Genomic DNA, 11,778 nt, shown 5'->3' with positions numbered 1-11,778 from the left:
CCGAGCCCTTCGATTCGTTCGGTCGAGAAGTCTGTGCGGTCTTGTCCGTGGGCCGGTGTCAGCGCCCGACGCCGTAGACCCCGCGAGCCTCGTCGCGAACGACTCGTCCGTTGTCCAGTTCGACGACGCGGCGGCGCATCGAATCGACGATGTGATTGTCGTGGGTCGCCATCAGAACCGTCGTTCCGGTTCGGTTGATGCGCTCGAGCAGCAGCATGATGTCCTGGCTCGTATCCGGGTCCAGGTTTCCGGTCGGCTCGTCCGCGAGCAGAACCAGTGGGCGATTGACGAACGCCCGAGCGATCGCCACACGCTGCTGCTCGCCACCGGACAGCTCGTTCGGCAGACGATCGGACTTACCGCCGAGTCCCACCAGGTCCAGCACCTCGGGGACGGTGCGCTTGATCATCGAACGTGGCTTGCCGATCACCTCGAGCGCGAAGGCAACGTTCTCCACCACGGTCTTCTGCTGTAGAAGACGAAAGTCCTGGAAGACGCAGCCCATGCTCTGCCGCAGTCGTGGGACGCGACGGGCCGCCAATCGGTTCACATGGAAATCGGCAACGTGAATGTCACCGGAGGTGGGCGTCTCCTCCTTGAGGAGTAGCCGCATGAACGTCGACTTGCCCGACCCGGACGGGCCGATCAGAAACACGAACTCGCCCTTGTCGATCGAGACCGTCACTTTGTCCAGGGCGGGCCTGGTGGAGGTCTTGTAGGACTTCGACACATTCGAGGTGCTGATCACGGGTCGTCAGTGTAGTCCTTACCCGCCGGTAACCGTCGGACCCGTGCGGGCACCGCGGCGAGTCCCGAGAGACGGTAAAGAGCGCGTCAGCGCGACGACGTCGGCGCAGGCTGGGTGGGTATCAGCGACTGTAGAGCCGGAGGGATCGGGACGCCGAAGGGCGCGGTGGTGGTCGACGGTGCGGTCGTGGTCGACGCCTGCTCGCCGGTCTGTTCGACGCTTCCCGTCGGCTCCGCATCGGCGGTGGCCGTAGGAGTGGGGGCGACCGACGTCGTCGAATTTCTCGGCCGAGTGGTCTGCGGCTCGGTGTATGGGGTGAGCTCGGACGGATCGACGGCGATCGGGCCCTCGATGGATTGCTTGTCCCTCTCGGCGATATCGGCACTGACTTGGCCGTACAGCAGGCCGGTGAGCACGAAGCAGATACCGAAGGCCACGGTCGACGTGCGGACGCGGCCGTAGATCTTGTTGGGAATGCGCCACTGTCGCCAGTTTCGTTGCGAGCGTTCGGTTCCGGTGTCGGGTGTGCTCACTGTTCTTCCGTCCGATCTCGTCCCGACGATTCCGGTGCAACTCCGGCCGTACTGACGTCGGGGGCAACGTTGATGCCCTCGGGCTGCAGGGCGGCGGCCACTCTCACTCGAAGCTCCCGCCCCACTTGGAACTGCTTGCCCGGCAGCGTCCGCGCGACCAAGCGCACGTTGACCTGCCCCACCTCGATGCTCTCCACGCCCATCACGGTCGGTTCGTCGAGCAGGAGCGGACGCAAGCGCGTGTCGGCGAATGCGTCACGGCCGACTGCACGGAGCAACGCGTTCACCTGGGTGAGATCTGCGGTGCTGGGGACCGGGACGTCGACGACGGCGCGCGCCCAATCCTTCGACAGATTGATCGCCTTGACGATCTGCCCGTTCGGGACCGTGATGACCTCGCCGTCGACGCTCCGCACCCGAGTCACCCGTAGCGTGACGTCCTCGACGGTGCCCTCCGCGTCCTCGTTCGAGCCGTTGACGGCGATCTGCACGACGTCGCCGAATCCGTACTGACGTTCGGTGATGATGAAGAAGCCGGCAAGAATGTCTTGAACCACGCGCTGGGCACCGAAGCCGAGTGCTGCGCCGATGACCGTCGCGGGTGCTACGAGCCCACCGACGCCGAATCCGAAGCGACGCAGCACTTCGATGGTGACGAGGATGTAGATGAGCGTGACCAGCACCCAGGTGATGACCTGGGCAAGGGCATGCCGGTGCTTGGCGGCCTCGGACCGCACGAGTGCATCGCTGTGCTGATAGTTCTGATCGATGCGGGCAGTGATTCGAGATCCGGTCCAGGTGACGAACCGCGCTGCCAGCAACCCACCGAGGATGTAGAGCACGATTCCGAGGCCGTTGAGCTTGACCTCGGGCGTCACGTTGAACCAGGCCGTCATCGGTTACTGCTCCCCTCGCATTCGCCAACGGATGCCCGACTCCAGGAATCCGTCGATGTCCCCGTCGAGAACAGTAGACGGATTGTTCACCTCGTACTCGGTACGCAGATCTTTGACCATCTGGTACGGGTGCAGCACGTACGAGCGCATCTGGTTACCCCAGGAGCTGCCGCCGTCACCCTTGAGCGCGTCCATCTCGGCGCGCTCTTCCTTACGCTTGACCTCGAGCAGCTTGGCCTGCAGCACTCGCATGGCGGAGACCTTGTTCTGCAGCTGAGATTTCTCGTTCTGGCAGGTCACCACGATGCCGGTCGGAATATGCGTCAACCGGACGGCGGAGTCGGTGGTGTTGACCGACTGCCCGCCGGGCCCGGACGAGCGGTAGACGTCCACTCGAATGTCGTTCTCGGGGATCTCGATGTGGTCGGTGGTCTCGACGACCGGGAGAACCTCCACCTCGGCGAAGGAGGTCTGCCGTCGGCCCTGGTTGTCGAACGGGCTGATGCGGACGAGCCGGTGGGTGCCTTGCTCGACCGACAGCGTGCCGTACGTGTACGGAGCCTTGACGGCGAACGTCGCACTCTTGATTCCGGCCTCTTCGGCGTAGGACGTGTCGTAGACCTCGACCCCGTAGCCGTGCTTCTCGGCCCAGCGGATGTACATACGCATCAGCATCTCCGCCCAGTCGGCGGCGTCGATTCCGCCTGCTCCGGAGCGGATGTTGACCAGGGCGTCACGGGCGTCGTACTCCCCGGACAGCAGGGTTCGCACTTCCATGGCTGCGATGTCCTCACGCAGGGATGCGCGCTCGGCGTCGGCATCGGCGGTGGCCGACGCGGCCGCCTCACCTTCTTCACCCTCGGCGAGCTCGTACAGGACAGGCATGTCTTCGAGACGCTGCCGAAGTTCCTCGACGCGGCGCAGTTCGGCCTGCGCGTGGGACAGCTGGCTGGTCACCTGCTGAGCGTGCTCCTGGTCGTTCCACAGGTCAGGTGACGCTGCCTGGTGTTCCAGCTCGTCGATGCGTCGCCGCAACTCCTCGACGTCGAGAACCGACTCGACAGTGGACAGAGTGGTGTCGAGCTCGGCCAGGTCTGCAGAAACGTCGGGATGCACGAGAGTCAAGGTTACCGGCACCCGAACCCTCGCCCGACCGCCCCCGAGCAACACCGGGCACGGTCACCGGTACCCGTCGTTAGTCTTACCCGGTGACCGACTACTCCGCCGATCTTGCCCTTGCCCTCCGGCTCGCCGACGAGGCCGACATAATCACCCGTCGGCGATTTCTGGCCTTGGATCTTTCGGTGGACTCCAAGCCGGACCTCACACCGGTGAGTGACGCCGATCTTGCGGTGGAGACGATGATCCGAGCCGAGCTCGGCTCAGAGCGTCCGAACGATGCGTTGCTGGGTGAGGAGTTCGGCGGCACCGCGACCTTCAGCGGCCGACAGTGGGTGGTGGATCCCATCGACGGCACCAAGAACTTCGTGCGCGGTGTACCCGTGTGGGCAACGCTGATCGCTCTTCTGGAGGACGGTGTACCGCAGGTCGGGGTCGTCAGTGCCCCGGCGTTGAACCGACGCTGGTGGGCCGCACACGAGCAGGGGGCATGGACTACATCGGACAGGGATACCGTGCGCCGGATCACGGTTTCGCGGGTCGACTCGTTGGCGTCGTCGAGTCTGAGCTTCTCCAGTCTCTCCGGCTGGTCCGATCTCGGTATCCGAGACAAATTCCTCGACCTCACCGATGCCGTCTGGCGGGTGCGCGGCTACGGGGACTTCTTCTCCTACTGCCTGGTCGCCGAGGGGGCTGTCGATATCGCAGTCGAACCCGAGGTGTCACTGTGGGATCTGGCGGCACTCGACATTCTCGTTCGCGAGGCCGGCGGCACCTTCAGCGCACTCGACGGCACCGCGGGGCCGCACGGGGGCAGCGCGGGGGCCACCAACGGCCTGCTGCACAACGAGGTTCTCGGCCACCTGTCTCCGAGCACCTGAAACCGGCTCAGAGAACCGCAGCCAGCACCAGGGCTATCAACGGAGTGATTCCCTGCACGAATGCAGGCCGGAAGTACTTTGCCCCGCCGGTGGCCAGCACCAGCGCTGCGCCGACGATGCTCGCGCACGCAAAGTAGACGATGGCGTCGCCGGCCGAGCCGCCCACGATGAGGCCGACCACGATGCCGATGGCGAGAAACAGGTTGTAGAAGCCCTGGTTGAAGGCCAACGGCTTGGTGATGTCGGCGTCGTTCTGGCTCGCGACACCGAACTTTGCCCATACGGCCGGCTTGGACCAGAGCACGCTTTCCATGACGAAGATGGCGACGTGGAGGGCTGCGGCGAGGGCCGCGAAGATCTGAGCTGTCGGATGCACGGAAACAGCCTGTCACACCGGTACGACGCAGGATACGAACTACTGCCGGGGTGTCGTGCGCCACCGGTACTTACTCGACAGTAGACAGCTAACTTACTCGGGAGTAAGATCTGTGGAGTCCGTGACCGACGCCGAGGAACTGGTGATCATGAGCAAGCAAGACAGTGTGGTCGACGCGAAGCGCCCGAAGGTGCCCCGCGATACTTCTGCGGTTGGCCTCAACCCGTTCAAGAGAGATGCGATCGGAACCGCCATGCGCGTTCTGACCGCCCTCACCGGATCGGAACTGGTCGAGAAGTACAACCTCCGCCAAACGATCGACCGGGTGACGTACGAGAGCACCAAAACCGGGTTCAAGACACTCGGCGCGGCGAATCGCACGTTCGCCAAGGTCACCGGCGGCGGCAAGCCCAAGCGCCTCGACGACGGTGCCACCAAGAACCTGAGCTACTTCGACCTGACCCCCGACGACGAACAGCGCATGATCGTCGAGACGGTCAAAGAGTTCGCCGAGGAAATCCTCCGGCCGGCCGCGTTCGACGCAGATCACAACGCCTCCTCACCGGAGGATCTGGTGCGTCGTTCCGCCGAGCTCGGCATCACGCTGATCAATGTCCCCGAGGAACTCGACGGTGCCGCCACCGAGCGCGGAGCCGTCACGAACTCGCTCGTCGCCGAAGCTCTTGCTCATGGCGACATGGGCTTGGCTCTGCCGATTCTGGCTCCCAGTGGTGTAGCCGTCGCACTCACCCAGTGGGGAACGGACGCACAGCAGAAGACCTACCTGCCGGCATTCGTGGGCGAAAAAGTGCCCAATGCCGCCGTGGTCGTCAACGAGCCACGCGCATTGTTCGACCCCTACGCGTTGCAGACGAAGGCCGTCCGCTCCCCCAGTGGCTACAAGCTCAACGGCGTCAAGAGCCTCGTGCCCGCTGCCGGAAGCTCCGAGCTGTTCGTCATTGCCGCGGAATTGGAAGGTCGCCCCACATTCTTCATCGTCGAGTCCGACTCCAAAGGCCTTGTCGTCGAAGCAGACCCGAGCATGGGCCTGCGCGCAGCAGGCCTCGGCCGGCTGATCCTGACCGACGTCGCAGTGCCCGAATCGGCCTTGCTCGGTGACGGTGATGCAGATCAGCGGGCCGCCGAGTACAGCGCCGCGATCGGCCTTGCTCGCCTCGGCTGGGCATCGCTGGCCGTCGGTACCAGCCAGGCAGTGCTCGATTACGTCGTTCCCTACGTCAACGACCGTGTTGCCTTCGGTGAGCCGATCAGCAACCGTCAGGCCGTGGCCTTCATGGTCGCCAACATCGCCATCGAGCTCGACGGCATGCGGTTGGTCACGCTGCGTGGTGCATCTCGCGCCGAGCAGGGACTGTCGTTCACTCGTGAGTCTGCGCTGGCTCGCCGGCTCGCTTCCGAGAAGGGGATGCAGATCGGTTCCGACGGCGTGCAGCTGCTCGGCGGTCACGGCTTCACCAAGGAGCACCCGGTCGAGCGTTGGTACCGCGATCTGCGGTCCGTCGGCGTCGCCGAGGGCATCGTTCTCATCTAGCTCGTCGCCCCGAATTCCATGGCACTCACCCAAGGACACACACGATGATCAATCTTGAACTTCCCAAGAAGCTTCGGGCGCAGGCGAATCAGGCTCACCAGGTCGCTGCCGAGATCTTCCGCCCGATTTCCCGCAAATACGACCTCGCCGAGCACGAGTACCCGGTGGAACTCGACACGATGGCGTCGATGGTCGAAGGCATGTCCGACGCCGGTGGCGAAATCGGCGGCGCTGCCGGTGGCCGCGAGAAGGACAGCGAGTCCGCTCCGAAGCCCAGCAAGACCGCGAACTCCAACGGCGGCAACATGTCTGCTCTGGTGAACGTGATCGAGACGTGCTGGGGCGACGTCGGCCTCACCCTGTCGATCCCCTACCAGGGACTCGGAAACTCGGCGATTGCCGCAGTGTCCACCGACGAGCAGCTCGAGCGCTTCGGCAAGGTGTGGGCTTCGATGGCCATCACCGAGCCCGGCTTCGGCTCGGACTCCGCAGCCGTCACCACCACCGCGGTGCTCGACGGTGACGAGTGGGTGCTCAACGGCGAGAAGATCTACGTCACCGCCGGCGAACGATCCTCACACATCGTCGTCTGGGCGACGGTCGACAAGTCACTCGGCCGAGCGGCCATCAAGTCGTTCGTCGTACCGCGTGATGCTCCGGGTCTGTCGGTCGCACGCCTCGAGCACAAGCTGGGCATCAAGGCGTCCGACACCGCAGCACTGCTGCTCGAAGACTGCCGGATCCCGAAGGACAACCTCCTCGGCACCGCCGAGGTGAACGTCGAAAAGGGTTTTGCCGGCGTCATGCAGACGTTCGACAACACGCGTCCTCTGGTCGCGGGTATGGCAATCGGCGTCGCACGCGCGGCACTCGAGGAGTTGCGGTCCATCCTGGTCGACGCCGGGGTCGAGATCTCCTACGAGACTCCTGCCTACAACCAGCACGCGGCCGCCGCAGAGTTCCTGCGACTCGAAGCAGACTGGGAGGCAGCACATCTGCTCGCACTGCGCGCAGCGTGGATGGCCGACAACAAGGAGCCCAACTCTCTTCAGGCCTCGATGTCCAAGGCCAAGGCCGGTCGCTCGGCGGTCGACATCACGCTCAAGGCAGTGGAATTGGCCGGCACCTACGGCTACTCCGAACGCCCGCTTCTCGAGAAGTGGAGCCGCGACTCCAAGATTCTCGACATCTTCGAGGGCACCCAGCAGATCCAGCAGCTCATCGTTGCCCGACGAGTGCTCGGAAAGACTTCCGCAGAACTGAAGTGATCCATCTGGCTCGTCGAGCCACGCAGTGAACGAAAGAGCGGCATCGGACCCACGGTCCGGTGCCGCTTTTTCGTGCACACCGAAAATTATGGACGCCGTTGTCGATATCGTGTCTTCTCGAGCGTCGTCTTCGTGTACGGCGACTCGCGCCGCGACACCGAGGTAACGAACCCAGGAGCGCACCATGAAATACATCCTCTTGATCAACGCAAACACCGCACCGGGAGCAGAGCCGGGTTGCAGCAGCGTGGAGGACTGGATGACCTACGAGAAGGAAATGAAGGAAGCAGGCGTCTACGTCTCCGGTCATGCGATGGCCGACCTCACCACTGCCACCGCGGTGCGTGTCGACGCCGCCACCGGAGAACGCACCGTCACCGACGGGCCGTACGCCGAATCACACGAAGTACTGGGCGGCTACGACGTCATCGACGTTCCCGACCTCGATGCCGCGCTCGAATGGGCGACGCGATGCCCAGGATCGAAGGACGGCGGCACCGTGATCGTTCGTCCGCTCGCCGAATTCTGACGTACGGGATCGTTCGGTGAGTGAGCTCGAGATCCCTCGAGCGGTCGAATCGGTCTTCCGAGCCGAACGCTCGATGCTGCTCGCGTCGTTGGTACAGCGCTATCGTGATCTCGATCTTGCCGAAGAGGTGACGTCGGATGCCATCGAGGCGGCCATGAAGCATTGGCCGGTCGATGGCATACCGGCCAAGCCCGGCGCCTGGTTACTCACCACTGCCCGCCGTAAAGCGGTCGATCGTCTGCGACGCGACCAGAGGCTCGCCGCGAAGATCGGGGTGCTGCAGGCCGATTCGGATCGGAGCGAACCATTCCAGGAAAACTCACTCGATGACGATCTACCCGACGACCGACTCCAATTGTTCTTCACCTGCGCGCATCCGGCACTTGCTGCCGGCGACCGCCTCGCTTTGACTCTTCGATGCCTGGCCGGTCTCACCACGACCGAGGTGGCCCGCGCTCTGCTTATCCCTCCTGCCACGGCAGCGCAACGAATAGTGCGAGCCAAGAACAAGATTCGCGTCGCACACATACCTTTCCGCGTTCCGGGCCAGGACGAGTTGGGCGGCAGAGTGCCGATGGTGCTCGAAGTCGTCTATTCGATCTTCACCGAGGGGTACTCGGCGACATCGGGCGATCGAGTGGGCCGTATCGACCTGACCACCGAAGCAATCGGTATGGGACGGCTGCTGCACGCTGCCCTGCCGACAGAGTCCGAGGTGACCGGCCTACTGGCATTGATGTTGTTGACCGACGCCAGACGCCGAGCGCGGATCGACGCGCAGGGCGACATCGTGCTGCTTGCCGACCAGGACCGGCGATTGTGGAACGCCGAGTTCGTCACCGAAGGTACGGAACTCGTGGTGGACGCTCTCCGTAGCGGACCGAGCGGGCCCTATGCGGTGCAGGCAGCCATCGCGGCGCTGCACGACGAGTCGCCGAATACGGACAGTACGGACTGGCACCAGATCGTTGCTCTGTACGACGTATTGATGAATCAGGGCCCGAATACGATCGTCGCCTTGAATCGTGCGGTTGCCGTAGGCATGCGCGACGGTCCCGCGGCGGGCATGCACGAGCTGAATCTGCTTGCCGACGAGCCGACGCTGCGTCGTTACCACCCGTACCCGATGGCGAAAGCGGATCTGCTGCACCGACTCGGCCGGCTCGACGAGGCAGCAGAGCAGTATCGACAGGCTCTGGATCGTGCACGCACCGCACCCGAGAAGCGACTGCTACAGCGTCGATTGGCCGACGTGAACGGTACCGATCAGGCGGACAGAACAGAGTCGACCTGAGGTGTGCTCAACGGCCGATCGGCGTACACCAAGCGAACTGCGGCGGCGTCGGGATTACCGACGTCGGGCCCACGGGTGATCAACTCCAGGCCCGCGCGCTGGGCCACTCGGGCCGACGCGACGTTGTGTTCGAGGAGGTACGCCACGATCGGCAATTCGGGCTCGGTTCAGTGTGCGCTCTCGATGGCGGCCTCGCACATCTCGGTGGCGTATCCCTTGCCGTGCACGTCCGGATGAAGTCGGTAGCCGAGATTCCAGAAAGTGTTCCGCCGCTTCGAGCACCCACCGTAACCACTGATCGTGCGGCTGCCGCGCTGACGAATGATCCACGTGGCCAATCCATCCCGCCGCCACTGTTCCGCCCAGCCCAGCAACATTCGTTCGGTCACGCCGGGATCGGTGTGCCGCAGGCTTGGAAAGTGGGTCCACGACTGCGGATCGCTGCAGATCCCGTACAGCGCATCGAGATCGGCAGCGACCGGCACGTCGAGATCGAGGCGTGAGGTTCGAGTGTGCACACGATGGATCGTAGGGGCACGAAGTCTGGTAGACCGGTGGTACACGATCGAGCGAAGGGTGTGACCGTCATGGCCGAGTGGGTCAAGAAGATCGAAGAGAACGCGAAGGGCCTCATCGCAGAGGCAGAGCAGGAATTGACGGCGCTCGAGGGTGTCGACACGGTCGACCTCACTGCCGAAGACACCGAAGACACCGAAACGGTCACCAGTGACGATGGGCACGAGCAGGTTTCGGACTGAATCCTCGAGGAACAGCCGAGATCCGCAACGACGTTCGGTTGATCAGTCGTCGAACACGGACCAGCAAATACTGTTTCTCTTCTTCTGATCTTCCAGCACCAACTCACGCACGCTGTCCGGTAGTCGATTCCGCTGCCATCGGAGTTCCCTTCGCCCGGCACCTGTCTCCCTGCCGCTAGGTGCGGCGGCCTGGACCGCCTTGATCGCGTAGGCAGCCGCTCCGAGGTCGTGTTCGGGTACGTGTGCCACACACGCGGCCTGGCCGGCGGCGTAGGCAGCGAAGCGTGCAGCGCCGCTCAGGGGCCGTGCCGCACCCATACTGTGGCCGCCGAGGGCGCGGGTCGCCATCATCGCTAGTTCACCGCGCATCCACGCCCGAATGCCCTCGACTGCCTCACGCGGCCGCGGGTCGGAAGGCTCCGCCGCCTCGAACAAGCCCAGCACGTGTTCCGCACACTCGGCGGCCCACAGCGCCAGGCTTCGATGGTCGTCGTCGGACAACAAGCCACCGCGGTGCACCGTGATCAACCGTGGGTCTCTGACGGCCGGGAGAATCATGCCCAGATAAGAACACGAAAAAGGCCCGAGACGATAGTCTCGGGCCTTTTCGTAGTGGTAGCGGGGACAGGATTTGAACCTGCGACCTCTGGGTTATGAGCCCAGCGAGCTACCGAGCTGCTCCACCCCGCGATGCATCTACGAAGTTACTCCCGCGCGTACGGCCAATGCAAATCACGTGACAATCGCGTGCCCCTACGCCCGCCGAACGCATGCACTCGAGGCATTCCTTCCCCGCGTTTATCACGGCGAAGCGCGTGAAAAATAGTGCTCCGCGTCTCTTTTCGTGCGTGTTTCACCTCACATAACAGTCGGGTTACGAAGGGGAAACATTAGCGCTACGAGCCCAACTGAGCTGGCAAAAGACCCCCACCCTTCCCACCAGGTGGTCACAGGTCGTCCCAAAATCGCTCCGTGACGTTGAGTGAATCCTCGACTACCTTCACGGACGGCCCTAAACCGCTGGGCCTGCACCACCCCGCCGCTCCCTTTGCTCTGCCCCGCGGGTGTGGTCCCCAAGACGTACGGGGGCAGAGCCGCGACGATACGAAGTGCCTGGTCATTCTCGCCATCACACCGGCGAAACGATTGCAGGCCAGTCGCGCCAGTCGAGCGCGGAGAGGATTCACCCCGCATGACCACACAGAACAATTTCGGCAAGCGTGCACTCGGATTGGCCGCCATCGCAGGTGCCACCGTAGCAATCCCCCTCGGCCTTTCTGCCGGAACCGCCAGCGCAGCCCCCCACAACTGGGACGGTGTCGCACAGTGCGAGAGCGGTGGCAACTGGAGCATCAACACCGGAAACGGCTACTACGGTGGCCTGCAGTTCTCGCAGAGCACCTGGACGGCCAACGGCGGTTCCGGATCGCCGGCCAACGCCTCCAAGGCCGAGCAGATCCGCGTCGCGGAGAACACCCTGCAGAGCCAGGGACCGGGCGCATGGCCCGTCTGCGGTCAGCAGCTGACCACCGGCACCTCGACTCCTGAGCCCGAGGCCGCGCCGGCACCGGCTCCCAAGGCAGCACCGGCTCCGGCACCCGCACCGGCCGTCGCACCGGAAGCTGCAGCCGTCACACAGGCTGCACAGGGCGCATTCGACGCGGCATCCAAGCTGGCCGACCAGTACGGCCTGAGCACTCAGTTCCAGCACCTCGTTGCTGCGAACGCCCCCGTGCTCGCTCCCATCGGACGCTGATCCCGAGCAGTTCACACGAGCTGCAGCTGCACAACGAAAGAGCCGCCTCACCGAAACGGTGAGGCGGC

Annotated in this window: 15 protein-coding genes and 1 tRNA gene; 7 read left to right on the top strand and 9 right to left on the bottom strand. The window is 64.1% G+C overall.

Features of this window, described 5'->3' with window-relative positions; translation table 11 throughout:
• Positions 1-58: 58 nt before the first annotated feature.
• From ftsE to prfB, 4 genes are all read right to left on the bottom strand, one after another.
• On the bottom strand, positions 59-748 hold the full coding sequence (gene ftsE / locus ASG84_RS13230) for a cell division ATP-binding protein FtsE (protein WP_027496574.1): 690 nt from the start codon (positions 746-748) through the stop codon (positions 59-61).
• Positions 749-834: 86 nt separating this feature from the next.
• The gene (locus ASG84_RS13225) at positions 835-1,281 is read right to left on the bottom strand and encodes a hypothetical protein (protein ID WP_057477517.1); all 447 of its coding nucleotides are present in this window, start codon (positions 1,279-1,281) and stop codon (positions 835-837) included.
• Positions 1,278-2,177, bottom strand: coding sequence for a mechanosensitive ion channel family protein (locus tag ASG84_RS13220; protein ID WP_057477516.1), 900 nt, complete (start codon positions 2,175-2,177; stop codon positions 1,278-1,280). The genes ASG84_RS13225 and ASG84_RS13220 overlap by 4 nt, the downstream gene beginning before the upstream one ends.
• 3 nt (positions 2,178-2,180) lie before the next feature.
• The gene (prfB, locus tag ASG84_RS13215) at positions 2,181-3,293 is read right to left on the bottom strand and encodes a peptide chain release factor 2 (RefSeq protein ID WP_027496571.1); all 1,113 of its coding nucleotides are present in this window, start codon (positions 3,291-3,293) and stop codon (positions 2,181-2,183) included.
• Positions 3,294-3,385: 92 nt separating this feature from the next.
• On the opposite strand from prfB, the gene hisN reads away from it, so the two are divergent.
• Positions 3,386-4,177, top strand: coding sequence for a histidinol-phosphatase (hisN, locus tag ASG84_RS13210; RefSeq protein ID WP_057477515.1), 792 nt, complete (start codon positions 3,386-3,388; stop codon positions 4,175-4,177).
• A gap of 7 nt (positions 4,178-4,184) precedes the next feature.
• Here hisN and ASG84_RS13205 read toward each other — a convergent pair whose 3' ends face one another.
• Positions 4,185-4,553 carry a DUF1304 domain-containing protein gene (locus ASG84_RS13205; RefSeq protein ID WP_057477514.1) on the bottom strand — a complete coding sequence of 123 codons (369 nt, stop codon included), beginning with the start codon at positions 4,551-4,553 and terminating at the stop codon, positions 4,185-4,187.
• 142 nt (positions 4,554-4,695) lie between these two features.
• Between ASG84_RS13205 and ASG84_RS13200 the strand changes: the two genes are divergently transcribed.
• The 4 genes from ASG84_RS13200 to ASG84_RS13185 all read left to right on the top strand — a co-directional run bounded on the left by ASG84_RS13200 (position 4,696) and on the right by ASG84_RS13185 (position 9,196).
• The gene (locus ASG84_RS13200; RefSeq protein ID WP_057477751.1) at positions 4,696-6,105 is read left to right on the top strand and encodes an acyl-CoA dehydrogenase family protein; all 1,410 of its coding nucleotides are present in this window, start codon (positions 4,696-4,698) and stop codon (positions 6,103-6,105) included.
• Positions 6,106-6,149: 44 nt separating this feature from the next.
• Positions 6,150-7,373, top strand: coding sequence for an acyl-CoA dehydrogenase family protein (locus ASG84_RS13195; RefSeq protein WP_057477513.1), 1,224 nt, complete (start codon positions 6,150-6,152; stop codon positions 7,371-7,373).
• 184 nt (positions 7,374-7,557) lie between these two features.
• The gene (locus ASG84_RS13190; RefSeq protein WP_057477512.1) at positions 7,558-7,902 is read left to right on the top strand and encodes a YciI family protein; all 345 of its coding nucleotides are present in this window, start codon (positions 7,558-7,560) and stop codon (positions 7,900-7,902) included.
• A gap of 16 nt (positions 7,903-7,918) precedes the next feature.
• Positions 7,919-9,196, top strand: coding sequence for an RNA polymerase sigma factor (locus tag ASG84_RS13185; protein ID WP_057477511.1), 1,278 nt, complete (start codon positions 7,919-7,921; stop codon positions 9,194-9,196).
• Here ASG84_RS13185 and ASG84_RS27945 read toward each other — a convergent pair.
• Positions 9,169-9,342 (bottom strand): hypothetical protein, encoded by a 174-nt coding sequence (locus tag ASG84_RS27945; protein ID WP_200936574.1) that lies wholly within the window; start codon positions 9,340-9,342, stop codon positions 9,169-9,171. The genes ASG84_RS13185 and ASG84_RS27945 overlap by 28 nt on opposite strands.
• A gap of 21 nt (positions 9,343-9,363) precedes the next feature.
• On the bottom strand, positions 9,364-9,714 hold the full coding sequence (locus ASG84_RS27940; protein WP_200936573.1) for a GNAT family N-acetyltransferase: 351 nt from the start codon (positions 9,712-9,714) through the stop codon (positions 9,364-9,366).
• 69 nt (positions 9,715-9,783) lie between these two features.
• Here ASG84_RS27940 and ASG84_RS27935 point away from each other — a divergent pair, with 69 nt between their 5' ends.
• A complete protein-coding gene (locus tag ASG84_RS27935) occupies positions 9,784-9,954 on the top strand; it encodes a hypothetical protein (RefSeq protein ID WP_200936572.1) in 171 nt (56 codons plus the stop codon).
• A gap of 42 nt (positions 9,955-9,996) precedes the next feature.
• Here ASG84_RS27935 and ASG84_RS13170 read toward each other — a convergent pair whose 3' ends face one another.
• Positions 9,997-10,512: a putative immunity protein gene (locus tag ASG84_RS13170; protein WP_057477509.1), complete on the bottom strand. Its 516-nt coding sequence runs from the start codon at positions 10,510-10,512 to the stop codon at positions 9,997-9,999.
• Positions 10,513-10,567: 55 nt separating this feature from the next.
• Positions 10,568-10,644, bottom strand: a tRNA-Met gene (locus tag ASG84_RS13165).
• A gap of 502 nt (positions 10,645-11,146) precedes the next feature.
• Here ASG84_RS13165 and ASG84_RS13160 point away from each other — a divergent pair.
• Positions 11,147-11,710: a transglycosylase family protein gene (locus ASG84_RS13160; RefSeq protein ID WP_057477508.1), complete on the top strand. Its 564-nt coding sequence runs from the start codon at positions 11,147-11,149 to the stop codon at positions 11,708-11,710.
• The last annotated feature ends 68 nt before the right edge of the window (positions 11,711-11,778 follow it).

The sequence above is a fragment of the Rhodococcus sp. Leaf278 genome (assembly GCF_001426085.1).
Lineage (GTDB): Bacteria > Actinomycetota > Actinomycetes > Mycobacteriales > Mycobacteriaceae > Rhodococcoides.
The sequence above is the reverse complement of the archived record's forward strand: the minus strand, read 5'-3'. Positions and strand labels throughout refer to the sequence as shown.

What these genes read in the sequence shown, in the direction of transcription:
- ASG84_RS13190 (WP_057477512.1), top strand. Translation starts at nt 7,558, where the DNA reads ATGAAATACATCCTCTTGATCAACGCAAACACCGCACCGGGAGCAGAG.
- ASG84_RS13195 (WP_057477513.1), top strand. Translation starts at nt 6,150, where the DNA reads ATGATCAATCTTGAACTTCCCAAGAAGCTTCGGGCGCAGGCGAATCAG.
- ASG84_RS13170 (WP_057477509.1), bottom strand. Translation starts at nt 10,512, where the DNA reads ATGATTCTCCCGGCCGTCAGAGACCCACGGTTGATCACGGTGCACCGC.
- ASG84_RS13160 (WP_057477508.1), top strand. Translation starts at nt 11,147, where the DNA reads ATGACCACACAGAACAATTTCGGCAAGCGTGCACTCGGATTGGCCGCC.
- ASG84_RS27935 (WP_200936572.1), top strand. Translation starts at nt 9,784, where the DNA reads ATGGCCGAGTGGGTCAAGAAGATCGAAGAGAACGCGAAGGGCCTCATC.
- ASG84_RS13220 (WP_057477516.1), bottom strand. Translation starts at nt 2,177, where the DNA reads ATGACGGCCTGGTTCAACGTGACGCCCGAGGTCAAGCTCAACGGCCTC.